This is a genomic window from Streptomyces sp. NPDC014889 (genome assembly GCF_043081205.1).
GTDB lineage: Bacteria > Actinomycetota > Actinomycetes > Streptomycetales > Streptomycetaceae > Streptomyces.
Genome location: NZ_JBIBWH010000004.1, coordinates 89,970 through 114,072, shown reverse-complemented (window position 1 = coordinate 114,072; position 24,103 = coordinate 89,970). Strand labels below are relative to the sequence as shown.

23 protein-coding genes are annotated in these 24,103 nt (G+C 72.3%); 15 read left to right on the top strand and 8 right to left on the bottom strand.

Going from position 1 to position 24,103, the window contains the following annotated elements; translation table 11 throughout:
• Window positions 1–338 precede the first annotated feature (338 nt).
• Window positions 339–2,111, top strand: coding sequence for an acetyl/propionyl/methylcrotonyl-CoA carboxylase subunit alpha (locus ACF09J_RS09345; RefSeq protein ID WP_392304775.1), 1,773 nt, complete (start codon window positions 339–341; stop codon window positions 2,109–2,111).
• A 92-nt stretch (window positions 2,112–2,203) separates the two neighbouring features.
• On the opposite strand, the gene ACF09J_RS09340 is transcribed toward ACF09J_RS09345, so the two are convergent.
• Together ACF09J_RS09340 and ACF09J_RS09335 are read right to left on the bottom strand one after the other, a co-directional pair.
• Window positions 2,204–3,163 (bottom strand): DeoR/GlpR family DNA-binding transcription regulator, encoded by a 960-nt coding sequence (locus ACF09J_RS09340; protein ID WP_392304774.1) that lies wholly within the window; start codon window positions 3,161–3,163, stop codon window positions 2,204–2,206.
• A 168-nt stretch (window positions 3,164–3,331) separates the two neighbouring features.
• Complete coding sequence (locus tag ACF09J_RS09335; RefSeq protein ID WP_392304773.1) at window positions 3,332–4,798, bottom strand: NAD(P)H-quinone dehydrogenase; 1,467 nt, start codon at window positions 4,796–4,798, stop codon at window positions 3,332–3,334.
• Between the two features lie 105 nt (window positions 4,799–4,903).
• On the opposite strand from ACF09J_RS09335, the gene ACF09J_RS09330 reads away from it, so the two are divergent.
• The 3 genes from ACF09J_RS09330 (at window position 4,904) to ACF09J_RS09320 (ending at window position 8,272) form a co-directional block, all read left to right on the top strand.
• Complete coding sequence (locus tag ACF09J_RS09330) at window positions 4,904–5,341, top strand: gamma-glutamylcyclotransferase (protein ID WP_392304772.1); 438 nt, start codon at window positions 4,904–4,906, stop codon at window positions 5,339–5,341.
• 149 nt (window positions 5,342–5,490) lie between these two features.
• Complete coding sequence (locus ACF09J_RS09325; RefSeq protein WP_392304771.1) at window positions 5,491–6,315, top strand: purine-nucleoside phosphorylase; 825 nt, start codon at window positions 5,491–5,493, stop codon at window positions 6,313–6,315.
• A gap of 313 nt (window positions 6,316–6,628) precedes the next feature.
• The gene (locus ACF09J_RS09320) at window positions 6,629–8,272 is read left to right on the top strand and encodes a phospho-sugar mutase (protein ID WP_392304770.1); all 1,644 of its coding nucleotides are present in this window, start codon (window positions 6,629–6,631) and stop codon (window positions 8,270–8,272) included.
• A gap of 198 nt (window positions 8,273–8,470) precedes the next feature.
• On the opposite strand, the gene ACF09J_RS09315 is transcribed toward ACF09J_RS09320, so the two are convergent.
• Window positions 8,471–9,154, bottom strand: coding sequence for a PH domain-containing protein (locus ACF09J_RS09315; protein WP_392304769.1), 684 nt, complete (start codon window positions 9,152–9,154; stop codon window positions 8,471–8,473).
• 146 nt (window positions 9,155–9,300) lie between these two features.
• Between ACF09J_RS09315 and deoC the strand changes: the two genes are divergently transcribed.
• Genes deoC through ACF09J_RS09300 form a run of 3 tightly spaced genes read left to right on the top strand, consistent with a single transcriptional unit; the run spans window position 9,301 to window position 12,619 of the window.
• Window positions 9,301–10,251, top strand: a complete 951-nt coding sequence (deoC, locus tag ACF09J_RS09310; RefSeq protein WP_392305107.1) for a deoxyribose-phosphate aldolase — start codon at window positions 9,301–9,303, stop codon at window positions 10,249–10,251.
• A 6-nt stretch (window positions 10,252–10,257) separates the two neighbouring features.
• On the top strand, window positions 10,258–11,709 hold the full coding sequence (locus tag ACF09J_RS09305; RefSeq protein ID WP_392304768.1) for an aldehyde dehydrogenase family protein: 1,452 nt from the start codon (window positions 10,258–10,260) through the stop codon (window positions 11,707–11,709).
• The gene (locus ACF09J_RS09300) at window positions 11,702–12,619 is read left to right on the top strand and encodes an aldehyde dehydrogenase family protein (RefSeq protein ID WP_392304767.1); all 918 of its coding nucleotides are present in this window, start codon (window positions 11,702–11,704) and stop codon (window positions 12,617–12,619) included. Before ACF09J_RS09305 ends, ACF09J_RS09300 begins: the two co-directional genes overlap by 8 nt.
• Before the next feature lie 108 nt (window positions 12,620–12,727).
• Here ACF09J_RS09300 and ACF09J_RS09295 read toward each other — a convergent pair whose 3' ends face one another.
• The gene (locus ACF09J_RS09295) at window positions 12,728–13,126 is read right to left on the bottom strand and encodes a hypothetical protein (protein ID WP_392304766.1); all 399 of its coding nucleotides are present in this window, start codon (window positions 13,124–13,126) and stop codon (window positions 12,728–12,730) included.
• Between the two features lie 128 nt (window positions 13,127–13,254).
• Here ACF09J_RS09295 and ACF09J_RS09290 point away from each other — a divergent pair, with 128 nt between their 5' ends.
• On the top strand, window positions 13,255–13,890 hold the full coding sequence (locus ACF09J_RS09290) for a uridine kinase (RefSeq protein WP_392304765.1): 636 nt from the start codon (window positions 13,255–13,257) through the stop codon (window positions 13,888–13,890).
• Window positions 13,891–14,186: 296 nt separating this feature from the next.
• Here ACF09J_RS09290 and ACF09J_RS09285 read toward each other — a convergent pair whose 3' ends face one another.
• Window positions 14,187–14,948 carry a SigE family RNA polymerase sigma factor gene (locus tag ACF09J_RS09285; RefSeq protein WP_392304764.1) on the bottom strand — a complete coding sequence of 254 codons (762 nt, stop codon included), beginning with the start codon at window positions 14,946–14,948 and terminating at the stop codon, window positions 14,187–14,189.
• A gap of 192 nt (window positions 14,949–15,140) precedes the next feature.
• On the opposite strand from ACF09J_RS09285, the gene afsQ1 reads away from it, so the two are divergent.
• The 5 genes from afsQ1 (at window position 15,141) to ACF09J_RS09260 (ending at window position 19,072) form a co-directional block, all read left to right on the top strand.
• Window positions 15,141–15,818, top strand: a complete 678-nt coding sequence (afsQ1, locus tag ACF09J_RS09280) for a two-component system response regulator AfsQ1 (RefSeq protein WP_037868090.1) — start codon at window positions 15,141–15,143, stop codon at window positions 15,816–15,818.
• Window positions 15,815–17,431 carry an ATP-binding protein gene (locus ACF09J_RS09275; RefSeq protein WP_392304763.1) on the top strand — a complete coding sequence of 539 codons (1,617 nt, stop codon included), beginning with the start codon at window positions 15,815–15,817 and terminating at the stop codon, window positions 17,429–17,431. Before afsQ1 ends, ACF09J_RS09275 begins: the two co-directional genes overlap by 4 nt.
• Complete coding sequence (locus tag ACF09J_RS09270; protein WP_392304762.1) at window positions 17,428–18,036, top strand: hypothetical protein; 609 nt, start codon at window positions 17,428–17,430, stop codon at window positions 18,034–18,036. The genes ACF09J_RS09275 and ACF09J_RS09270 overlap by 4 nt, the downstream gene beginning before the upstream one ends.
• Before the next feature lie 151 nt (window positions 18,037–18,187).
• Window positions 18,188–18,769: a VanZ family protein gene (locus tag ACF09J_RS09265; protein ID WP_392304761.1), complete on the top strand. Its 582-nt coding sequence runs from the start codon at window positions 18,188–18,190 to the stop codon at window positions 18,767–18,769.
• 102 nt (window positions 18,770–18,871) lie between these two features.
• Window positions 18,872–19,072 (top strand): PspC domain-containing protein, encoded by a 201-nt coding sequence (locus ACF09J_RS09260; RefSeq protein ID WP_392304760.1) that lies wholly within the window; start codon window positions 18,872–18,874, stop codon window positions 19,070–19,072.
• A gap of 100 nt (window positions 19,073–19,172) precedes the next feature.
• Here ACF09J_RS09260 and ACF09J_RS09255 read toward each other — a convergent pair whose 3' ends face one another.
• Together ACF09J_RS09255 and ACF09J_RS09250 are read right to left on the bottom strand one after the other, a co-directional pair.
• Entirely contained in the window at window positions 19,173–19,526 is a 354-nt protein-coding gene (locus tag ACF09J_RS09255) for an ATP-binding protein (protein ID WP_392304759.1), read from the bottom strand.
• 128 nt (window positions 19,527–19,654) lie between these two features.
• Complete coding sequence (locus tag ACF09J_RS09250; RefSeq protein WP_392304758.1) at window positions 19,655–20,818, bottom strand: adenosine deaminase; 1,164 nt, start codon at window positions 20,816–20,818, stop codon at window positions 19,655–19,657.
• 113 nt (window positions 20,819–20,931) lie between these two features.
• Here ACF09J_RS09250 and ACF09J_RS09245 point away from each other — a divergent pair, with 113 nt between their 5' ends.
• Entirely contained in the window at window positions 20,932–21,693 is a 762-nt protein-coding gene (locus ACF09J_RS09245) for an alpha/beta hydrolase (RefSeq protein ID WP_392304757.1), read from the top strand.
• Window positions 21,694–21,753: 60 nt separating this feature from the next.
• On the opposite strand, the gene ACF09J_RS09240 is transcribed toward ACF09J_RS09245, so the two are convergent.
• Window positions 21,754–22,707, bottom strand: coding sequence for a LysR substrate-binding domain-containing protein (locus tag ACF09J_RS09240; RefSeq protein WP_392304756.1), 954 nt, complete (start codon window positions 22,705–22,707; stop codon window positions 21,754–21,756).
• A 63-nt stretch (window positions 22,708–22,770) separates the two neighbouring features.
• Between ACF09J_RS09240 and ACF09J_RS09235 the strand changes: the two genes are divergently transcribed.
• Window positions 22,771–24,045 (top strand): MFS transporter, encoded by a 1,275-nt coding sequence (locus ACF09J_RS09235; RefSeq protein ID WP_392304755.1) that lies wholly within the window; start codon window positions 22,771–22,773, stop codon window positions 24,043–24,045.
• Window positions 24,046–24,103: the final 58 nt, after the last annotated feature.

Here is a 24,103-nt window from a genome sequence, read left to right as displayed (position 1 = left end):
ACCCTGTTACCGCGAGTACTGCCCATACATCGTGAACGCTACTAACGGGTAAACCCGGGGACAAGAGTCCTGCCACCGGCAAAGAATCATTGGGCCATTCGTAGGGACTCCACAAAGAAACGAAGTGCGTCGCAGCACGCCCTCACAGAGACCTTGGCCACATGGGAGGGCTAGGGTTTTCCGGAGGAGTCCTGCGTACAGCGATGCGACAAGGGATTTCGCAGGTCGAGCGCGCCTCGAATCACGCTCCGTGTGGGCAAGCTCACCATCGGGGACGGGTCGAAGTGCCGTGTCGGCAGTCCCTAAACTCGGCTTGTTTCAAGGAGGGAGCCTCAATCGTGCGCAAGGTGCTCATCGCCAACCGTGGCGAAATCGCTGTCCGCGTTGCCCGGGCCTGCCGGGACGCCGGGATCGCGAGCGTGGCCGTATACGCCGACCCGGACCGGGACGCTCTGCATGTCCGCGCCGCGGATGAGGCGTTCGCCCTGGGCGGTGACACCCCGGCCACCAGCTACCTGGACATCGACAAGGTCCTGAAGGCCGCGAAGGAGTCCGGCGCGGACGCGATCCACCCCGGGTACGGCTTCCTCTCGGAGAACGCCGAATTCGCCCAGGCCGTGCTGGACGCGGACCTCATCTGGATCGGCCCGCCGCCGCAGGCCATCCGCGACCTCGGCGACAAGGTCGCGGCGAGGCACATCGCCCAGCGCGCCGGCGCGCCCCTGGTGGCCGGCACCCCCGACCCGGTCTCCGGCGCCGACGAGGTCGTCGCCTTCGCCGAGGAGCACGGCCTGCCGATCGCCATCAAGGCCGCCTTCGGTGGCGGCGGGCGCGGTCTGAAGGTCGCCCGCACCCTGGACGAGGTCCCCGAGCTGTACGAGTCGGCGGTGCGCGAGGCCGTGGCCGCCTTCGGCCGCGGCGAGTGCTTCGTCGAGCGCTACCTGGACCGTCCCCGGCACGTGGAGACCCAGTGCCTGGCCGACCGCCACGGCAACGTGGTCGTCGTCTCCACCCGTGACTGCTCCCTCCAGCGCCGCCACCAGAAGCTGGTCGAGGAGGCCCCGGCGCCGTTCCTGTCCGAGGAGCAGGTCGCCGAGCTGTACCGCGCCTCCAAGGCGATCCTGAAGGAGGCCGGCTACGTCGGCGCCGGCACCTGCGAGTTCCTGGTCGGCCAGGACGGCACGATCTCCTTCCTGGAGGTCAACACCCGCCTCCAGGTCGAGCACCCGGTCACCGAGGAGGTCGCCGGCATCGACCTGGTGCGCGAGATGTTCCGCGTCGCCGACGGCGAGGAACTCGGCTACGACGACCCGCCGTTGCGCGGCCACTCCTTCGAGTTCCGCATCAACGGCGAGGACCCGGGCCGAAACTTCCTGCCCGCCCCCGGCACCGTGACGAACTTCGCCGCGCCCTCCGGTCCCGGCGTCCGTCTGGACGCGGGCGTGGAGTCCGGCAGCGTCATCGGCCCGGCCTGGGACTCCCTGCTGGCCAAGCTGATCGTGACCGGCCGCACCCGCAAGGAAGCCCTCCAGCGGGCCGCCCGCGCCCTGGAGGAGTTCCAGGTCGAGGGCATGGCCACCGCGATCCCCTTCCACCGCGCGGTCGTCACCGACCCGGCGTTCGCCCCCGAACTCACCGGCTCCAGCGACCCCTTCACGGTCCACACCCGCTGGATCGAGACCGAGTTCGTCAACGACATCAAGCCCTTCACCGCCCTCGCCGAGGCCGAGGCCGACGAGGAGGCGGGCCGCGAGACCGTCGTCGTCGAGGTCGGCGGCAAGCGCCTGGAGGTCTCCCTGCCCACCTCGCTGGGCATGTCCCTGGCCCGCACCGGCCTCGCCGCGGGCGCCAAGCCCAAGCGCCGCGCCGCGAAGAAGTCCGGCCCCGTCGCCTCCGGCGACACCCTCGCCTCGCCGATGCAGGGCACCATCGTCAAGGTCGCCGTCGAGGAGGGCCAGGAGGTCAAGGAGGGCGACCTGGTCGTCGTCCTGGAGGCCATGAAGATGGAGCAGCCCCTCAACGCCCACCGCAGCGGCACCATCAAGGGCCTGTCGGCCGACGTCGGCGCCTCCGTCACCTCCGGCGCCGTCATCTGCGAGATCAAGGACTGATCTCCCGGAGCAGCCGCACCAGCACACGCAGGAGCCCGGCGAGCCGCGCGAGCGGCCGCCGGGCTCCGTGCTTTTCATGCTCTTCGAAGCCCTCAGCGCCTCCGGAGGTCCGCCACCCGTGCGGCCGGGCGTTCCGTGCCGTTCGGCTGGTCACCGCCCAGGGGCGCCGGGCGGAGGTTCGCGCCCGTCGGCTGGGTGCGGCGGGGGCCGGGGAGGGGCACCTCACGGCGGCGGTCGCGGGGCGGGGGCTGGTCCGTAGCCGGGTTTCCCGTCGCGCCGGTCACGGCGATCTGGACGCCCTGGTCGGCGAGGGCCTGGAGCTCGGTGGCCGCGCGGTCGTCGTGGGCCGGGGGATCGTCCGTCACCAGGCGGGTGATGAGGTCGGTCGGGACGGTCTGGAACATCGTGTCCGTACCGAGCTTGGAGTGGTCGGCGAGGACCACCACCTCCGCGGCGGCCTGCACCAGGGCCCGGTCGACGGACGCCGACAGCATGTTGGAGGTGGACAGGCCGCGCTCGGCCGTCAGTCCGCTCCCCGAAAGGAATGCCTTGGACACCCGCAGCCCGTGCAGGGACTGCTCCGCCCCCGAGCCGACGAGCGCGTAGTTGGAGCCGCGCAGCGTGCCGCCGGTCATCACGACCTCCACGCGGTTGGCGTGGGCCAGCGCCTGGGCGACCAGCAGGGAGTTGGTGACGACGGTCAGGCCGGGTACCCGGGCGAGCCTGCGGGCCAGCTCCTGAGTGGTCGTACCCGCGCCCACGACGATCGCCTCGCCCTCTTCGACGAGGCCCGCGGCGAGGTCGGCGACGGCCGTCTTCTCCGCGGTCGCGAGATGCGACTTCTGCGGGAAGCCGGACTCCCGGGTGAACCCACCCGGGAGTACCGCACCGCCGTGCCGGCGGTCGAGGAGTCCTTCGGCCTCCAGCGCCCGCACGTCCCGCCGTACGGTCACTTCGGAGGTCTGGACGACGCGGGCGAGTTCACGGAGCGACACGGCACCGTTCGCTCGCACCATTTCGAGGATCAATTGGCGACGTTCAGCAGCGAACACGAAACTGACAGTAACCCCAGCGACCGTCTGCTTTCAGCAGTTTGCGCCGAATAGCAGATGTTGTTCGCAACGCAGGGGGCGAAGTGGTATAGGACCTGTTCCGCTCGCTCGTGCCGCCGGCAAGGTCCGCAACTCCCCGTGACCGGCGGGGAGTCGGAACCCGGGCGCCTAGGCCTCGCCCGTCGCCTTGCGTGTGTGCAACTGCCGTGCCACCTCGGCGATCGATCCCGACAGCGAGGGGTACACGGTGAAGGCGTTCGCGATCTGTTCGACCGTCAGATTGTTGTCGACGGCGATCGAGATGGGGTGGATCAGTTCCGAGGCACGCGGGGCCACGACCACGCCGCCGACCACGATCCCCGTGCCCGGGCGGCAGAAGATCTTGACGAAGCCGTCCCGGATGCCCTGCATCTTGGCGCGCGGGTTGCGCAGCAGCGGCAGCTTCACGCAGCGGGCGTCGATCTTGCCGGCGTCCACGTCGGCCTGGGAGTAGCCGACGGTGGCGATCTCGGGGTCGGTGAAGACGTTGGAGGAGACCGTCTTCAGGTTCAGCGGGGCCACCGCGTCGCCCAGGAAGTGGTACATCGCGATGCGTCCCTGCATCGCCGCCACCGACGCCAGCGCGAAGACCCCGGTCACGTCACCGGCCGCGTACACGCCCGGAGCCGTCGTCCGCGACACCTTGTCGGTCCAGATGTGACCGGACTCGCGCAGTTTGACGCCGGCCTCCTCCAGGCCCAGCCCGGCACTGTTGGGGATGGCGCCGACGGCCATCAGGCAGTGGCTGCCCGTGATGACCCGGCCGTCCGCCAGCGTCACCTCCACCCGGTCCCCGACCCGCTTGGCCGCGGCGGCCCGCGAGCGCGCCATGACGTTCATGCCGCGGCGGCGGAAGACGTCCTCCAGGACGGCGGCCGCGTCCGGGTCCTCGCCCGGCAGCACGCGGTCGCGGGAGGACACCAGGGTGACCTTGGAACCGAGCGCCTGGTAGGCGCCCGCGAACTCGGCGCCGGTGACGCCCGAGCCGACCACGATGAGCTCGTCGGGCAGCTCGTCGAGATCGTAGACCTGGGTCCAGTTGAGGATGCGCTCGCCGTCCGGCTGGGCGTCGGGCAGCTCGCGCGGGTGGCCGCCGGTCGCGATCAGCACGGCGTCCGCGGTGAGCCTCTCCTCGCTCCCGTCGGCCACCCGGACGACGACCGTGCGCGACCCGTCGAGCGCCTGCATGCCCTCCAGCCGGCCACGCCCGCGCATGACCCGGGCGCCGGCCCGCGTCACGGACGCGGTGATGTCGTGGGACTGGGCGAGCGCGAGCCGCTTCACCCGTCGGTTGACCTTCCCCAGGTCGACGCCGACGACCCGGGCGACCAGGTCCGCGGGCAGCGCCTGGGCGGGGCCGCTGCCGGAGTCGGCGACGGTGATCCCTAGCTCCTCGTACGACGAGTCGAAGGTGGTCATCACCTCGGCCGTAGCGATAAGGGTCTTCGACGGCACGCAGTCGGTCAGCACCGACGCTCCGCCCAGACCGTCGCAGTCGACGACGGTCACCTCCGCGCCGAGCTGCGCCGCCACCAGCGCCGCTTCGTAGCCGCCGGGTCCACCACCGATGATCACGATCCGAGTCACGTACTCCATTGTCCCGCACCGTTCAAAGTGCTACGGCCCCGGGGCACGGCACGGTGGTCCCGCGTTGCCCGTGGGACCCGTGAGACGGATGCGCGGCTGCCGTACGCTCGACGCATGTCGCTCTATGCCGCATACGCCGGCAATCTCGACGCGCGGGTGATGTCCCGCCGCGCCCCGCACTCGCCGCTGCGTGCCACGGGCTGGATGAACGGCTGGCGGCTGACCTTCGGCGGGGAGCAGATGGGCTGGGAGGGCGCGCTGGCGACCCTTGTGGAGGATCCGATCTCCCAGGTCTTCGTGGCCCTGTACGACATCGCCCCGATGGACGAGGACGCCCTCGACCGCTGGGTGGGCGTGGGGCTCGGCGTCTACCGGCGGGCACGCGTGCGCGTCCACACCCTGGAGGGCGAGGAACGGGCCTGGGTCTACGTCCTCGACGGCTACGAGGGCGGCCTCCCCTCCGCCCGCTACCTCGGCGAGATCGCGGACGCGGCGGAGTCGGCGGGGGCGCCCCACGACTATGTGATGGAGCTGCGCAAGCGGCCGTGCTGAGCGGCGGCGCGGGGCTCCCGGAAGCCTGACCGGACCGTCGTACGGGCCCCTCCGGAGCCGTTCCTCGTCGGAAACGACAAGACAACGATCGCATTGCCGTGACCATCGGCATCTACGCGCGTAGGCGAATACCGGCTACGCTCTTCCGCGTGAACGCATCTCTCCTTCCGGACGACATCCAGGGCGACCCCTACGCCGCCGCCGACGCCGCCGCCGCGCGCCTGCGCGAACTCACGGGTGCCGAGTCCCACGACGTCGCCCTCGTGATGGGGTCCGGCTGGGCACCGGCCGTCGACGCCCTGGGAACCCCCGACGCCGAGTTCCAGGTCACCGAGCTGCCCGGATTCCCGCCGCCGGCGGTCGAGGGCCACGGCGGCAAGGTCCGCTCGTACACCATCGGGGACAGCCGTGCGCTGGTCTTCCTGGGCCGCACCCACTACTACGAGGGCCGGGGCGTCGCCGCCGTGGCCCACGGCGTGCGGACCGCCGTCGCGGCCGGCTGCAAGACGATCGTGCTCACCAACGGCTGCGGCGGCCTGCGCGAGGGCATGCGCCCCGGCCAGCCGGTGCTGATCAGCGACCACCTCAACCTGACGGCCACCTCGCCGATCGTGGGCGCCAACTTCGTCGACCTCACCGACCTGTACTCCCCGCGCCTGCGCGCCCTGTGCAAGGAGGTCGACCCCACCCTGGAGGAAGGCGTCTACGCGCAGTTCCCCGGCCCGCACTACGAGACGCCGGCGGAGATCCGCATGGCCCGCACCATCGGCGCGGACCTGGTAGGCATGTCCACCGTCCTGGAGGCGATCGCCGCCCGCGAGGCGGGCGCGGAGGTCCTCGGCATCTCCCTGGTGACCAACCTCGCCGCGGGCATGACCGGCGAGCCCCTCAACCACGAGGAGGTCCTCCAGGCGGGCCGCGACAGCGCCACCCGCATGGGCTCCCTGCTGACCCAGGTGCTGGGCCGGCTGTAGGAACCACGCGGCCCGCCGGAAGGCAGCCCCCCCCCCCCCCCAACGGCGACGGGGAGGACGCCGAACGGCGGAAGGGGCCGTGGGGGTGGGTCGACAGCCCGCCGCATACTTCGTCTCTGCCCAGTCCGACCATGGAGATACTGGGCAGTACGCCCGAGCGCGGCGGGCCGGCCCCACCCCCACGGCCCCGACCCACAACGCACCCCGGGCGCCCCGGCACCGACCGCCGGAGCAACCGGCACGCACCGCCGGAGGCACCGGCACCCACCGCCGGAGGCCCGGGCAGACACACACACGAGAGGCTGACCCCAACGTGCACGACGACCTCATCGCACGGGCCAAGGCGTGGCTGGCCGAGGACCCCGACGCCGAGACCCGTGACGAACTCGCCCGGCTCCTGGACACCGAGGACATCGAGGAGCTGACCGCGCGCTTCGCCGGCACCCTCCAGTTCGGTACCGCGGGCCTCCGCGGCGAACTCGGCGCCGGGCCCATGCGCATGAACCGCGCCGTCGTCATCCGCGCCGCCGCCGGCCTCGCCGCGTACCTGAAGAAGAACAGCCCCGCACAGGGAGAGCAGGCCGGCCTCGTCGTCGTCGGCTACGACGCCCGCCACAAGTCCGCCGACTTCGCCCGCGACACCGCCGCCGTCATGACCGGCGCCGGGCTGCGCGCCGTCGTGCTCCCCCGCCCCCTGCCCACCCCGGTCCTCGCCTTCGCTATCAGGCACCTGGGCGCGGTCGCAGGCGTGGAGGTCACCGCCAGCCACAACCCGCCCCGCGACAACGGCTACAAGGTCTACCTGGGCGACGGCTCCCAGATCGTGCCGCCCGCCGACGCGGGGATCGCCGCCGAGATCGACGCGATCAAGAGCCTCCACGACGTCCCCCGTCCGGACTCCGGCTGGGAGACGCTCGACGACTCCGTCCTGGAGGCCTATCTCGCCCGCACGGACGCGGTCCTCGCCCCGGGCTCGCCGCGCACGGCCCGCACCGTCTACACGGCCATGCACGGCGTCGGCAAGGACACCCTCCTCGCCGCGTTCGCCCGGGCCGGCTTCCCGGCCCCCGAGCTGGTCCTCGAACAGGCCGAGCCGGACCCGGACTTCCCGACCGTCGCCTTCCCCAACCCGGAGGAGCCCGGCGCGATGGACCTGGCGTTCGCCAGGGCCCGCGCGACCGACCCCGACCTGATCGTCGCCAACGACCCGGACGCCGACCGCTGCGCGGTGGCCGTCAAGGACGGCTCCGACTGGCGCATGCTGCGCGGCGACGAGGTCGGCGCCCTGCTCGCCGCCCACCTGGTCTCCCGCGGCGCGACCGGCACCTTCGCGGAGTCGATCGTCTCCTCCTCCCTCCTCGGCCGCATCGCCGAGAAGGCGAACCTGCCGTACGAGGAGACCCTCACCGGCTTCAAGTGGATCGCCCGCGTGGAGGGCATGCGCTACGGCTACGAGGAGGCCCTCGGCTACTGCGTCGACCCCGACGGCGTACGCGACAAGGACGGCATCACCGCCGCCCTGCTGATCACCGAGCTGGCATCGCGGCTCAAGCAGGAGGGCCGCACCCTCCTGGACCTGCTCGACGACCTCGCCGTCGAGCACGGCCTGCACGCCACCGACCAGCTCTCGGTCCGCGTTCAGGACCTCTCGCTGATCGCCGACGCGATGCGGCGCCTGCGCGAGCAGCCCCCGACCGCGCTCGCGGGCCTGCGCGTCACCCGCGCCGAGGACCTCACCCGGGGCACGGACCGGCTGCCGCCCACCGACGGTCTGCGCTACACCCTCGACGGCGCCCGCGTGATCGTCCGGCCCAGCGGCACGGAGCCCAAGCTGAAGTGCTACCTGGAGGTCGTGGTTCCGGTCGGCGCCCACACCGACCTCCCGGCGGCCCGCGCCGAGGCCACCGCGCTGCTCGCGTCGATCAAGCGTGACCTGTCGGCCGCCGCGGGCATCTGACCCGTACGGAAACGGAACGGGTGCCCCTCACCGCGAGGGACACCCGTTCCGGCCGGAAAACAGCGGGAGACACCCGGCGCACACACGTCCGACCGGGCACCGGACGGGCACACGCGTCACGGACACCGAACGGACGGACGCGTACGGCGCCGGACGGGCACACGCGCCGCCGGCACACACGTCGCCGACGCGCCCGCGTCAACCCACCGCGATCAGAATCGCCAGCACCACCGCGCCGGCCACCGCCGGACCCACGATCTCGTACGCCCAGCGGACCGTCACCTCGCCCTGGGCGCTCTCGGCGTGCTCGCGGACCTCGTGCAGCTCGCGCAGGTCGTCCATGAACTGGTCGCCCGCCGCGCGGACGGGACCGTCGGTGGCCGCGCCCCCGAACCGGGGGGCGCCGCCGGCGCGTCCGCCGGGTGTGCCCGCCGCCGCGCGCTCGCCCGCCGCCTCGGCCCGCGCCTGCTGCCGGGCGGCCCGCTTGCGCCCCCGCAGCGAGACGGGCACCGCCCAGAGCTGGTACTTGGTGCCGGACTGGTCGAACACCTCGTTGGAGAAGCCGGAGCGCAGGCCGGAGACCTGGCCCCAGGGCAGCACGATCACGCGGAAGGGGTTGCGGACGCGCAGCCGGTCGCTGTTGGCGTACACGGCGGGCCGCAGGGTGAAGGCGACCACGAGCGGCACGACGAGGATCATCCCGGCGAGCGCCAGCCACGGGGTGCGGCCCTCGCCGACCACCAGCGCGTCGATGCCCAGCCAGCCGACGACGGCGAGGAGCAGGACACCGCTCGCGATGCCTGCGGACGACCGGTTGACCCGGTCCTTGAACTCGGGGGCGGCGGGTCGCGGCGCGGGGGGTTCGTGCTCGGGCGTCGTCATGGTCCCGATTCTGCCCGACGGCCCGGCGGGCTCTCATCCGCGGTGCCCCGGGACGGGACGGGCACCGTGCGAAGACCGGCCGGGTCACAAGATAAGCACCGGGGCTGTACAGCCGCTACGCGCGTAGATATGCTCGCCTGGTGACCATGCCCACCACTGCACCCCCTCTCGCTGACGTCACCGCGTCCGACAGCACGCTGCGCCGCTTCCTGCACGGGCTGCCCGGTGTCGACGCGGTCGGCCTGGAGGCGCGCGCCGCCTCGCTCGGCACCCGTTCCATCAAGACCACCGCGAAGGCGTACGCCATCGACCTCGCCATCTCGATGGTCGACCTGACGACGCTGGAAGGCGCGGACACCCCGGGCAAGGTCCGGGCGCTCGGCGCCAAGGCGGTCCATCCCGACCCGACGGACCGTACGGCCCCCGCCACGGCCGCGGTCTGCGTCTACCCCGACATGGTGGCCGCCGCCAAGGAGGCCGTGGCCGGCTCGACCGTGAAGGTCGCCTCGGTCGCCACCGCCTTCCCGGCCGGCCGGGCGTCGCTGGGCGTGAAGCTGGCGGACGTGCGTGAGGCGGTCGCCGCGGGCGCCGACGAGATCGACATGGTCATCGACCGCGGGGCGTTCCTCGCCGGCAGGTACCTGAAGGTGTACGACGAGATCGTCGCCGTGAAGGAGGCCTGCGGGAGCTCCGCCCGTCTGAAGGTCATCTTCGAGACCGGCGAGCTGTCCACGTACGACAACATCCGCCGGGCGAGCTGGCTCGGCATGCTGGCGGGCGCCGACTTCATCAAGACCTCCACCGGCAAGGTCGCCGTCAACGCCACCCCGGCCAACACGCTGCTGATGCTGGAGGCCGTCCGTGACTTCCGGGCGCAGACCGGCGTGCAGGTCGGCGTGAAGCCGGCCGGCGGCATCCGCACCTCCAAGGACGCGATCAAGTTCCTGGTCCTGGTCAACGAGACCGCCGGCGGGGACTGGCTGGACAACCACTGGTTCCGCTTCGGCGCCTCCTCGCTCCTGAACGACCTGCTGATGCAGCGTCAGAAGCTGGCCACCGGCCGCTACTCCGGTCCCGACTACGTGACGGTGGACTGAGATCCCATGAACACGGAAAACCAGATTTCCCCCTTCGAATACGCACCGGCGCCCGAGTCCCGCTCGATCGTCGACATCGCGCCGTCCTACGGCCTGTTCATCGACGGCGAGTTCGCCGAGGCGGCCGACGGCAAGGTCTTCAAGACGGTCTCCCCCAGCTCCGAGGAGGTGCTGTCCGAGGTCGCCCAGGCCGGCGAGGCGGACGTGGACCGCGCGGTGAAGGCGGCCCGCAAGGCCTTCGTGAAGTGGTCGGCGCTGCCCGGCTCCGAGCGCGCCAAGTACCTGTTCCGCATCGCCCGCATCGTCCAGGAGCGCAGCCGTGAGCTGGCGGTCCTGGAGACGCTGGACAACGGCAAGCCGATCCGGGAGACCCGGGACGCGGACCTGCCCCTGGTGGCCGCGCACTTCTTCTACTACGCCGGCTGGGCGGACAAGCTCGACCACGCTGGCTTCGGGCCGGCCCCGAAGCCGCTGGGCGTGGCCGGCCAGGTCATCCCGTGGAACTTCCCGCTGCTGATGCTGGCGTGGAAGATCGCCCCCGCGCTGGCGACCGGCAACACGGTGGTGCTCAAGCCCGCCGAGACGACGCCGCTCTCCGCGCTGTTCTTCGCGGACGTCTGCCGCCAGGCGGGCCTGCCGAAGGGTGTCGTCAACATCCTTCCCGGCTACGGCGACGCGGGCGCCGCGCTGGTGGCGCACCCGGACGTGAACAAGGTCGCCTTCACCGGCTCCACGGCCGTCGGCAAGGCGATCGCGCGCACGGTCGCCGGCACGGACAAGAAGCTCACCCTCGAACTGGGCGGCAAGGGCGCCAACATCGTCTTCGACGACGCGCCGATCGACCAGGCCGTCGAGGGCATCGTGAACGGCATCTTCTTCAACCAGGGCCAGGTCTGCTGCGCGGGCTCGCGGCTGCTGGTGCAGGAGTCGATCCACGACGAGCTGCTGGACTCCCTCAAGCGCAGGCTCTCCACCCTGCGCCTGGGCGATCCGCTCGACAAGAACACCGACATCGGCGCGATCAACTCCGCCGAGCAGCTGGCCCGGATCACCGCGCTCGCCGACCAGGGCGAGGCGGAGGGCGCCGAGCGCTGGTCGCCCGCCTGCGAACTGCCGGAGAGCGGCTACTGGTTCGCCCCGACGCTGTTCACCGGCGTCACCCAGGCGCACACCATCGCCCGGGACGAGATCTTCGGCCCGGTGCTCTCCGTCCTCACCTTCCGCACCCCGGACGAGGCCGTCGCCAAGGCCAACAACACCCCGTACGGGCTGTCGGCGGGCATCTGGACGGAGAAGGGCTCCCGGATCCTGGCGGTGGCGAGCAAGCTGCGCGCCGGTGTCGTCTGGTCCAACACGTTCAACAAGTTCGATCCGACCTCGCCGTTCGGCGGCTACAAGGAGTCGGGCTTCGGCCGCGAGGGCGGTCGGCACGGCCTGGAGGCGTACCTCGATGTCTGAGAAGTCGGAGAAGTCCGGGGCGACGACCGAGCCGCGGCTTTCGGTCCTCAAGACCTACAAGCTGTACGTGGGCGGCAAGTTCCCGCGTTCCGAGAGCGGCCGGGTGTACGAGGTGAGCGACGCGAAGGGCAACTGGCTGGCGAACGTTCCGCGCTCGTCCCGCAAGGACGCCCGTGACGCGGTCGTGGCCGCGCGCAAGGCGTTCGGGGCGTGGTCCGGCGCGACCGCGTACAACCGGGGCCAGATCCTCTACCGCATCGCCGAGATGCTGGAGGGCCGCCGCGAGCAGTTCGTCCGCGAGGTCGCCGAGGCCGAGGGCCTGTCCAAGGCCAGGGCGGCCGCCCAGGTGGACGCGGCGATCGACCGCTGGGTCTGGTACGCGGGCTGGACCGACAAGATCGCCCAGGTGGTGGGCGGCGGAAACCCGGTCGCAGGCCCGTACTTCAACCTCTCCTCCCCCGAGCCGACCGGCGTGGTGACCGTCCTGGCCCCGCAGGAGTCGTCGTTCCTGGGCCTGGTCTCGGTGATCGCCCCGGTGATCGCGACCGGCAACACGGCGGTGGTGGTCGCGAGCGAGAAGCACCCCCTCCCCGCGCTGTCCCTCGGCGAGGTGCTGGCCACCTCCGACCTGCCGGGCGGTGTGGTGAACGTCCTGTCCGGCCGTACGGCGGAGATCGCCGCGCCGCTCGCCGCGCACCAGGACGTCAACGCGATCGACCTCGCGGGCGCCGACGCGGAACTGGCGCGGGAGCTGGAGGTCGCGGCGGCGGACAACCTCAAGCGCGTCCTTCGTCCACAACCTGTGGACCACGCCGCGACGCCGGGCATCGACCGCATGACGGCCTTCCTGGAGACCAAGACGGTCTGGCACCCGACGGGCTCCCTGGGCGCGTCCGGCTCGGCCTACTGAGCCGTGCGGGGCACCGCACGCGCCCCGCACGAAACGAGAGCCGCGTCTCCCCTCCGTCCGGGGGAGGCGCGGCTCTCCGTGTTCCTCGGGTCACTCGGGTCGCCCGGGTCAGCGCACCGATCCGAGCAACTGGCCGACGACCGGCACGGCGCCCACCGACGGGGCCTGGGCCACCGGGCCGGTGAGCATCTGCGAGCTGACCGGCCGGAAGTCGGCGACCTGGGTGCCGACGCCGTTGTCGAGCGGGTCGACTCCGGTGCCCGCGAGCGGGTTGGGCTTGAGGGCCGCGACCGTTCCCGTGGTGTGGCCGACCGTGCCGGCCAGCGCCTGCACGCCCGACTGCGCGTCGGCCCGGCCCAGCGAGCCGAGCAGGCGGCCCTCGCCGCCGCCCGGGAGGATCTCCGCAGAGGCCGTCGTCGCCCCCACACCCAGGGCGGCCCCGGCGGTCACGACGGCGACCAGAGCGCGCCGGGCGGTGGGACGGGGGGAGGACGCGTGTCGAGCCATGACTGGTGCCGCCTTACGCATGCGGTGGGTAACGAGAACAGCGCACAGGGTAGTTGAGACGTAACCCACGTTCCAAAGCCGACCCGCGGGGTCGGCAGGCGCGCCACCATGCGTCAAACTGGTGTTCCGTGAGCCTTCATCCTCCGTCTCCCGCCCGTGTCGTGCTGCTGTGCGGCCCCTCGGGCTCGGGCAAGTCCCTGGTCGCCGCCCGCTCCGGACTGCCCGTACTGCGCCTCGACGACTTCTACAAGGAGGCCGGCGACCCGACGCTGCCGCTGGTCGCGGGGAGTTCGGACATCGACTGGGACCACCCCGGCTCCTGGGACGCGGACGCCGCGGTCACGGCGATCGGCCGGCTGTGCGCGACGGGCACCACGAGCGTGCCGGTGTACGACATCTCGCTGAGCGCCCGCACCGGCGAGGACATCCTGCACATCGGCCGCACCCCGCTGTACATCGCGGAGGGCATCTTCGCCGCCGAGATCGTGGGACGCTGCCGGGAACTCGGCGTGCTGGCCGACGCGCTGTGCCTGAACCGCGGACCGTTCACGACGTTCCGGCGGCGCTTCCTGCGGGATCTGAAGGAGGGCCGCAAGTCGGTGCCGTTCCTGGTGCGCCGCGGCTGGCGGCTGATGCGCGCCGAGCGCTCGATCGTGGCCCGTCAGATCGCGCTGGGCGCCCGCGCCTGCGACCGGGACGAGGCCCTGGGCCGGCTGGCCGCCGCGGCGGCGGGACGGCAGGCGCAGACGCGGACGGCCGCCTGACCGGCGTACGGCTCAACCGGCGTACGTGACACGGGCATACGTGACACGGGCGTACGACCTCGTACGGCACAGGCGCCCGGAAGGGAGACACGAAAGCGGGACTGGACAGACCCCCCGGTCCTCCAGCCCCGCTCCCCTTGGTGCTCCCCCACTTTCCCCCGTGGGTTCCCCCGTGCTTTCCCCCGTGTCCCCACTTCCCCCGTGTTCCCCGGGTCCCGCGAACTTCCCCAAGTCCCCGTGGCCCGGGATCCCCCCGTCTTTCCCCTTCCCCCGTTTCCCCCTGCCCTTCGGTCGTGTCAGGCGACCAGCTCGCCGAAGGACTCCTCACGGTCACGGCCGAAGCTGAGGACCTCGTCCTCGCGCAGCCGGCGAAGGGACCGCCAGATGCTGGACTTCACCGTGCCGACGCTGATGCCGAGGATGTCCGCGATCTCCGGGTCCGTGCGGCCCTCGTAGTAACGCAGGACCAGCATGGTGCGCTGGAGCTCGGGCAGCCGGGCGAGCGCCTGCCACAGGACGGTGCGCAGCTCGGTGCCGCGCATGGCGTCCGTGTCGCCGGGCGTCTCCGGCAGTTCCTCGGTCGGGTACTCGTTGAGCTTGCGGCGCCGCCAGGCGCTGATGTGCAGATTGGTCATGGTGCGGCGGAGGTATCCGCCGACGGCCGCCTTGTCACTGATCCGGTCCCACGCCCGGTAGGTCGAGAACAGCGCGCTTTGCAGCAGGTCCTCGGCCTCGAAGCGGTCGCCGGTGAGGTGGTAGGCGGTTGCGTACAGGGAGGCGCGGCGCTCCTGGACGTAGGCGGTGAACTCCGCCTCCGACAGCGCGCGGCGCTCCCCCGAGCCCTCCCCGTACGCGGTTCCCCCGTGTGTTTCCCCCGTGTTCGCGTCAACCACCGTCATGCGGGGCGGAAGCCCCTGCGGCGCATGCGCGGTGTGCTGACGCCCGGTGCCGCGAGCGCACCCCCGCCCGCTCACGGCACCGGACTTCTCCGGAGACCGGGCCATGTCGTGCAGACGCGTGACCACTGCGCTGTGGCTGGTGCTGTGCAGCGTGTTCATTCGCGCCCCCCGTCGTGGAGTCCCGGTTCCGTCCTGCTTCCTTGCCCCGTGCCGAAAATCTTGCCGTGGTCACTTCATGGCCGTGTCCGCCGACTGTCACAGACCTGTCACAGGGGCCGGGAACCCGTTACCGCGCGCAGGTCGCCGTACGGGTGTCGAAACAGCGACCCCGCATGCGCCAGAATGAGGTCCGTGCCTTCCCTGTTGCTGATCGAGGACGACGACGCCATCCGAACGGCCCTGGAGCTCTCACTGACGCGCCAGGGACACCGGGTGGCCACCGCTGCCAGCGGCGAGGACGGTCTGAAGCTGCTGCGCGAGCAGCGGCCGGACCTGATCGTGCTGGACGTGATGCTGCCCGGCATCGACGGGTTCGAGGTGTGCCGGCGCATCCGGCGCACGGACCAGCTGCCGATCATTCTGCTCACCGCGCGCAGCGACGACATCGACGTGGTGGTCGGACTGGAGTCCGGTGCCGACGACTACGTGGTCAAACCCGTGCAGGGGAGGGTGCTGGACGCCCGGATCCGGGCCGTGCTGCGGCGCGGCGAGCGGGAGGCGAACGACTCGGCGACCTTCGGCAGCCTCGTCATCGACCGGGCGGCGATGACCGTGACGAAGAACGGCGAGGACCTCCAGCTCACCCCGACCGAGCTGAGACTGCTGCTGGAGCTGAGCCGCCGGCCCGGGCAGGCGCTGTCCCGGCAGCAGTTGCTGCGGCTGGTGTGGGAGCACGACTACCTCGGTGACTCCCGGCTGGTGGACGCCTGTGTGCAGCGGCTGCGCGCCAAGGTGGAGGACGTGCCCTCGTCCCCGACGCTGATCCGTACCGTGCGCGGTGTCGGTTACCGCCTGGACGCGCCTCAGTGACGGACGAGCAGGGCGGGCTCCGGAGCTGGGACTCGGAACGCAACAAGGGGACACTGTCCCGGCTGCGGTTCACCAGTCTGCGACTGCGGCTGGTCGTCGTCTTCGCGCTGGTCGCGCTGACCGCGGCCGTGTCGGCGTCCGGGATCGCGTACTGGCTCAACCGCGAGGCGGTGCTGACCCGCGCCCAGGACGCGGCGCTGCGCGACTTCCAGCAGGAGGTGCAGAACCGCGCGGGCGCGCTGCCGGTGCACACCACGCAGGACCAGCTCCAGCACACCGCCGGACAGATGGCCGGCAGCAGCCGGCGCTTCAGCGTGCTCCTTGTCGGCCAGGACGCGAACGGCAGGACGCTGTACGGCAACTCCGCCGGCCTGAACGGCTTCTCGCTGGAGGACGTGCCCACCTCGCTGCGCACCGCGGTGAACAGGCAGCAGCCGCTCTCCTCGGCCAACAAGGCGCCGTACCACCTGTACTGGCAGCGGATCGTCATACACGGCACCCCGTACCTGGTGGCCGGCACGCGCGTGATCGGCGGCGGTCCTACCGGCTACATGCTCAAGTCGCTGGAGCCGGAGGCCAAGGACCTCAACTCGCTGGCCTGGTCCCTGGGCATCGCCACCGGCCTTGCCCTCATCGGTGCCGCCCTGCTCGCCCAGGCCGCCGCCACGACGGTGCTGAAGCCGGTGCACCGGCTGGGGGTCGCCGCGCGCAGGCTCGGCGAGGGCAGGCTCGACACCCGGCTGCGGGTGTCCGGCACCGACGAGCTCGCCGATCTGTCCCGGACGTTCAACAAGGCGGCCGAGGCGCTGGAGAAACGGGTCGCCGACATGGCGGCCCGCGACGAGTCCTCCCGCCGCTTCGTCGCGGACATGAGCCATGAGCTGCGTACGCCGCTGACCGCCATCACCGCCGTGACGGAGGTGCTGGAGGAGGAGCTGGACTCCGAGGGCGGCGGCCTCGACCCGATGATCGAACCGGCGGTCCGGCTCGTCGTCAGCGAGACCCGGCGGCTGAACGACCTGGTCGAGAACCTGATGGAGGTCACCCGCTTCGACGCGGGCACGGCCCGGCTGGTCCTGGACGACGTCGACATCGCCGACCAGATCACCGCCTGCATCGACGCCCGCGCCTGGCTGGACGCGGTCGAGCTGGACGCCGAGCGCGGCATCCACGCCCGGCTCGACCCGCGCCGTCTGGACGTCATCCTCGCCAACCTCATCGGCAACGCGCTGAAGCACGGCGGCTCGCCGGTACGGGTGTCGGTGCGCGAGTCGGCCGCAGAGGCGGAGCGGCCCGCCGAGATCGTCATCGAGGTGCGCGACCACGGACCGGGCATCCCCGAGGACGTGCTGCCGCACGTCTTCGACCGCTTCTACAAGGCGAGCGCGTCCCGGCCGCGCTCCGAGGGCAGCGGCCTCGGGCTGTCCATCGCCCTGAACAACGCGCACATCCACGGCGGTGACATCACCGCGGCCAACTCGCCCGACGGCGGGGCCGTGTTCACGCTGCGGCTGCCGCAGGACGCCTCCGCGCTCGCAGCGGAGCGGAGCGAGCGGGAGCAGACCGAGCGGGACCGGGACGGGGCCAAGGGCTCGAAGGGAGCCGCCCGATGAACGCACGCCGACTTCTGCCGGCGGCGCTGACCGCCCTCGGCCTGCTGCTCGCCGGGTGCGGGATCCGGCCCACCGAGGTGCCCACGGACTTCGGCGGCGCGCCCTCCCGCGTGCCCTGCTCGCTGTCCCAGCCCGACGTGACCGTCCAGTCCTCGCGCGGCATGCCCGTCCAGGTGTTCCTGCTGTGCGGCTCGTCGCTGGTCACCGTCGACCGGACGGTGCGGGTGCCGGAGGGCGCCGCGGACTCGCGGCGGCGGGTGATCGTGGCCCAGGGGCTGCTCGACCAGCTCGCCGCGCCGCCGTCGCCCGGCGAGAAGGCGGCCGGCTACACCACGCACGTCCCGGGCGGTCTGAGGGTCGAGGGGCCGCGCCCCCGTGACCCCGCCGACACGCTCCGGCTGAGCAGCGCGCCGGCCGGTCTCTCCCCGTACGCCCTCGCCCAGATCGTGTGCACCCTGTCCGACTCGGCCGCCGCCGAGGGCGACGGCTCCGTCGTCCTCGGCGGCCCGGACGACACGGCCCTGCGCCGCTACGAGTGCACCGGAGAACTCCGCTCCCGCCCGGGCGGGGCCCTGCCCCCGTCGACCCAGGTGGCGGACGGCTGAGGCAGGTGCGGCGCGCGGGAGCGGCGTCGCTGCGGGGCGCCATCGCTCCAGGGCCGGCACGTGGGGACGACACCGGGTGTGGCGCAGCACTCACCTGTCAGTGGGGGGTCCGGCCGGAACCGATCGTGCCGGGGGGTGCGTCTTGTGTGGCGTGCAGCGTCAAGGCTCCAACCGCGGCAGCGCCGCGATCCACGTCCGTGTGACAGGGGGTGTCCTCCTCGTCGCCCACCTCGCGCTCGTCGCCTGGCTCACGCTGCGCCCGCTGGACGTTCCCTGGGTGACGCCGCCCAATCTGCGTCCGCTCGCCACCGTCCGGGCCGACCTGGCACTGGGCTGGCCCGAGGCGGCCCGGCGCATCGGCGAGGGACTGGCGCTGCTCGCGCCGCTGGGCGTACTGCTGCCGATGACGCACGGCTGCCTCCGCGTCTCTCCGGTCGGCTCCCTGATCCGCACGGTCGCCGCCGGCGCCCTGGCGTCCCTGGGCATCGCCCTGCTGCAGACCGGCGTACCGGGCCGAGTGGTGGACGTCGACGCGCTCCTGCTGAACACCGTGGGCGTGGCCCTCGCCCACCTCGCGGTCGTCCCCGCGGGCCGCTCCCGCCTCCGCCGCGGGGCGGAGCGTGAGGAACGGCCGGCCCCCCGCCAGGAGGACCCTTCTCATGGGCGGACCCCGACGATTCCCAGGGTCGGCCTCGGCCCGTGGAGCGACGCTCTGCCCCCTTCGTCTCCGTAACGTGGAACCAGTGCCGCGACAGGCAACGTTCGCCCCGTCGCGGCACTAGGACGGGGCAGCCGACGGGGAGGCCCCGCACCGACAGACCACGAAGGAGTCGAGATGACCGCCCTCGCCCGCCCGACCCACGGCCGCGTACTCGGCGGAGTGTGCGCTGCGCTGGCACGGCGCTTCGGCACCTCCGCGACGACGATGCGCGTGATCTTCCTGCTGTCCTGCCTGCTGCCGGGCCCGCAGTGCCTGGTCTACATCGCGCTGTGGATCCTGCTGCCCTCCGAGGAGACGGCCGGCAGCGCGTGGTGAACGCGGCACCCGCGGACACGACGGCACGGCTGGGGCGCACCCTGTAACAGGAGGTGCGCCCCAGCCGTGCCGGTGTCCACGGTGGGGGATCGCTCAGGACTCAGCCCAGCGGCAGCCCGTTCACCGGCAGGCCGTGGGTGGGCAGGCCCTGCACCGGCAGGCCGCCGAGCAGACCGGCGACCGGCTTGGTCGGGCCGTTCTGGAGCAGGCCCTGGGCGGCCGGCTGCGCGGCGGCGAGACCCGACTGCACCGCGGGCTTGGCCTGGTCCAGCGCCTGGCCGGCCCCGGGCAGCGACTTCGTGACGTTCTCCGTCGGGAGCGCCTTGTTGACGGTGCCGAGTGCCTGGCCGGCGTCCGGAACGGCCGGCGCGGCGTTCGCGGCGCCCGCGCCGACGGCGGCGAAGGCGGCCCCGAGGGCGGCGACACCGAGGGACTTGGCGGCAGACTGCTTCATGAAAACGCGTCCTTGGGTGGAAGACAGGGAACTGAGCGGTCCACGACCGTAAACACGCCGAGCCGTCCGCCGCAAACATCGAAATACGGACGGAATATGGGCCCCGGCCGTGTCGCCGTGTCCGCCGGTCACTCTTCCGGGGAAGGGAAACCCCTGGTGGACACGGTCTGCTGAAACAGCCATTCGGATTTCAGCGCCGCATATCCCGGCTTGACCACGTCATTGATCATCGCCAGTCGTTCATCGAAAGGGATGAATGCTGATTTCATCGCATTGACGGAGAACCACTGCATGTCGTCGAGCGTGTATCCGAATGCCTCGACAAGCTGCTCGAACTCCCGGCTCATGCTGGTGTGGGACATCAGACGGTTGTCCGTGTTGACCGTGGCGCGGAAATGGAGTCGGCGCAGCAGCCCGATCGGATGCTCGGCGTACGAGGACGCCGCCCCGGTCTGGAGGTTGGAACTCGGGCACAGCTCCAGCGGGATGCGCTTGTCGCGGACGTAGGAGGCCAGCCGCCCCAGTTCGACCGTGCCGTCCTCGTGGACCTGGATGTCATCGATGATGCGCACCCCGTGCCCGAGGCGGTCCGCGCCGCACCACTGGAGCGCCTGCCAGATGGACGGCAGTCCGAAGGCCTCGCCGGCATGGATCGTGAAGTGGTTGTTCTCCCGCTTCAGGTACTCGAAGGCGTCCAGGTGCCGGGTGGGCGGGTAACCGGCCTCGGCGCCCGCGATGTCGAAGCCCACCACGCCCGATTCCCGGTAGCGGTTGGCGAGTTCGGCGATCTCCAGGGAGCGGGCCGCGTGCCGCATCGCGGTCAGCAGGACGCCGACCCGGATCCGGTGACCGTTCTCCAGGGCGGTCCGCTCGCCCTCGCGGAAGCCCTCGTTGACGGCCTCGACGACCTCCTCCAGGCTCAGCCCGCCCTCCAGGTGCTGCTCGGGGGCGTAACGCACCTCGGCGTAGACGACGCCGTCCTCGGCGAGGTCCTCGGCGCACTCACGGGCGACCCGGACGAGGGCGTCGCGGGTCTGCATCACGCCGACGGTGTGCGAGAACGTCTCCAGGTACCGTTCCAGCGAGCCGGAGTCGGCGGCCTCCCGGAACCACAGGCCGAGCTTGTCCGGGTCGGTCTCGGGAAGTTGGGAGTAGCCCGACGCGCGGGCCAGGTCGACGACGGTTCCCGGGCGGAGCCCGCCGTCGAGGTGGTCGTGCAGCAGAACCTTGGGCGCCCGGCGGATCTGGTCCGAGCTCGGGGTGTTCCCCTCGTGGGCAGTCTGGCTCGTCATTTCCGCACTGTAACTCCTACGCGCGTAGATCATCGTGTGTACACATCCGTCGATATGTAACGGTGACCGCCCGGACGGGTGGCGTACAGCGGTGCTTCTGACACTGTTCTGCCATGGCACACCAAGCGACGCCGGATCGCACGGCCCGGCTGGGGAGGACGCTCGGCACGGAGCCGGGGACGGCGGGCGGAGCGGTGCTGCTGCTCCCTGGCGCCCAGGAGGTGTCCAGCCGCAGACCCTCGCCCGTGCTGGCGGCCGCCTCGGTGCGCGCGCTGGGACGCCGGCTGGCCCGTGCCGGGCGCGAGGAGGGCCTGGCCGTGCACGTGGTGCACTACCGCTACCGCGGCTGGAACGGCGCCGAGGCGCATGCGGCCGCGGACGCCGCCTGGGCGGTCGAGGAGGTCGTCCGGCGCTACGGGGACGTGCCGGTCTGCCTGGCCGGTCTCGGCATGGGCGGCCGGGCGGCGCTGCACGCCGCCGGGCACGAGACCGTCAACTCCGTGGTGGCCCTGGCCCCTTGGCTGCCCGAGGACGACATGGCGGCCCCGCCCGAACCGGTCAGGCAGCTCGCCGGGCGCCGGGTGCTGATGGTGCACGGCACGAACGACGAACGGACCGATCCCGAGCTGTCCTTCCGGTTCGCGGAGCGGGCGAAGAAGGCGAACCGGGACGTGTGCCGGTTCGAAGTGCACGCCGACGGGCACGGGTTGCGTCAGTACCGGGACGAAGTCCTCGCGCTCACCGTCGACTTCGTCATGGGCTCGTTGTTCGGGCGGGTGTTCTCGCGGCCGGTGCAGGACGCGCTGGCGGCTCCGCCGCCGCTGGGACTGCGGATGCCGCTTGCGGCCGGGTTCGGGAAGACGCTGCGGCGGTAGGGCCGGGCGGGAAGCGGCTCGCGTTCAGAGCCTCGCCTTCAGCCGGGGAGCGGTCCGCCGTCAGGTGGGGAGCAGCCTGCCGCGCTTGGCGAGCAGGAACCTCTTGAACGCCGCCACCGGCGGCGTGTCCGGGTGACCCTCCAGCCATGCCACGCCGATCTCCCGCACCGCGCGCGGGGCCGTCACCGTCAGTTCGGCGACTCCCGGGCGGGGGAAGGCCGGCGGGGGCAGCAGGGCGACCCCGAGACCCGCCGCGACCAGGCCGCGCAGGGTCTCGGCCTCCTCGCCCTCGAAGGCGACGCGCGGCTTGAAGCCGGCCTCCCGGCACAGGGCGTCGGTGATGCGGCGCAGGCCGTAGCCGGGCTCCAGGGTCACGAAGGACTCCTCGGCGGCCTCGGCCAGGCGGATGCGGCGGCGGGCGGCGAGCCGGTGGTCGGCGGGCACGACCAGGCGCAGCTTCTGCTCGTCGAGGCGGCGGGCGACCAGATCGGGGGCGTCCGGCACGGGGGACGTCAGGCAGAGGTCGAGCTCGCCCGCCCGCAGCCCCTCCAGCATGGCCTCGCCGTAGTTCTGCACCAGGCTGAAGCGGACGCGGGGGTGGTCGGCGCGGAACGCGTGGATGAGGCCGGGCACCGTCTCGGCGCCCATGGTGTGCAGGAAGCCGAAGGCGACCTTGCCGGTGGCCGGGTCGGCGTCGGCGCGTACCTCCTCGGCGGCGCGCTCGATCTCCGCGAGGGCGCGTTGCACGGAGGTGAGGAAGGTGCGGCCCGCGGGGGTCAGGGAGACCGTGCGGCCCCGGCGGGCGAAGAGGTCGACGCCGAGGTCCTGCTCCAGCCGGACCATGGCCCGCGAGAGCGTCGACTGCGGCACCCTCATCTCCTGCGCGGCCCGGGTGACGTGCTCGGTACGGGCCACGCCGGCGAAGTGCGCGAGGCGGGGCGCCAGCGACGCGACGATGTCTTCTGTGTCACCGGTCTGTGACAGACGCGGCTGCGACCTCGGCTGATGCACCATGGGAACGATTATGCCGAGTCCATGCATTGGACGGATGAGTGTGGGCCTTCCTACGGTCGACGCATGACTCCCGCCGATACCGGGGCGCCCACCGCCACGGGCGCCGTCGCCTCAGTCCCCGACTCCGACTCCCGTATGACCCCGGGCGGCCCCGGCTACCGCCGGATGAGCCTCGCCCTCTTCCTCGCCGGTGTCGCCACCTTCGCGCTGCTGTACTCCACGCAGGCCCTGCTGCCGCTGATCTCCGGCGAGTTCCACGTGGCGGCGAGCGACGCGAGCTGGACGGTGGCCGCCGCGACGGGCGGCCTGGCGCTGTTCGTGCTCCCGGCGAGCGCGCTGTCGGAGCGTTTCGGGCGGCGTACGGTCATGACGGCCTCGCTGGCGGTCGCGGTGGTCGTCGGGCTGCTGGTGCCGTTCGCGCCGTCGCTGGGCGCGCTGGTGGTGCTGCGGGCGCTCCAGGGCGCCGCCCTCGCGGGGCTGCCCGCCTCGGCGCAGGCGTATCTGGCCGAGGAGGTCCGGCCGCGGGCCCTGGTCACCGCCATCGGCCTGTTCGTGGCCGGCAACAGCGTGGGCGGCATGAGCGGCCGGGTCATCACCGGCTGGGTCGCCCAGGAGTGGGGCTGGCGGGTGGCCGTAGGAGTGGTCGGGGTGATCGCGGTGGGCTGCGCGGTGGCCTTCCGGCTGCTGCTTCCCGCGCCGCGGCACTTCAGGGCGGGCTCGCTGCGCCCGCGGGTGCTGGCGCGCTCGGTCCGCGACCACCTCGCCGATCCGCTGCTGCGCCGCCTGTACGTGATCGGCGCGCTGTTCATGACGGTGTTCGGCGGGGTCTACACGGTGATCGGCTACCGCCTGACCGAGGCGCCGTTCTCCCTGCCGCAGGGCATCGTCGGCTCGATCTTCCTGGTGTACCTGGTGGGCACGGTGTCCGCGTCGACGGCGGGGCGGCTGGTCGGCCGCCTGGGCCGCAGGGGCGCCCTGTACCTGGCGGGCGCCATGACGGCGGCGGGTCTGCTGGTGTCCCTGGCGGACTCGGTCGCGCTGGTCCTGCTGGGCCTGGTCCTGATCACCGCGGGCTTCTTCGCCGGCCACGCGGTCGCCTCCTCGGCGGTCAGCCGGATGGCGACACACGGCCGTGCCCAGGCCTCGGCGCTCTACCAGTCCGCCTACTACGTCGGCTCCAGCGCCGGCAGCACGGTGGGCGCCATGGCCTTCCACGCACAGGGCTGGCCGGGAACGGTCGGAGTCGGCCTGCTCGCCGTCCTGGGCGTCGTCACGATCACCGCACTCGGCTCCCACGCGGCAAGGACCGCGGCCCGCCGGAATCCGGTACCGGCGTAACCGCGACCGGGATCCGGTACCGGCGCAGCCGCGCCGGACCGCCCGCCACGGCCGGACA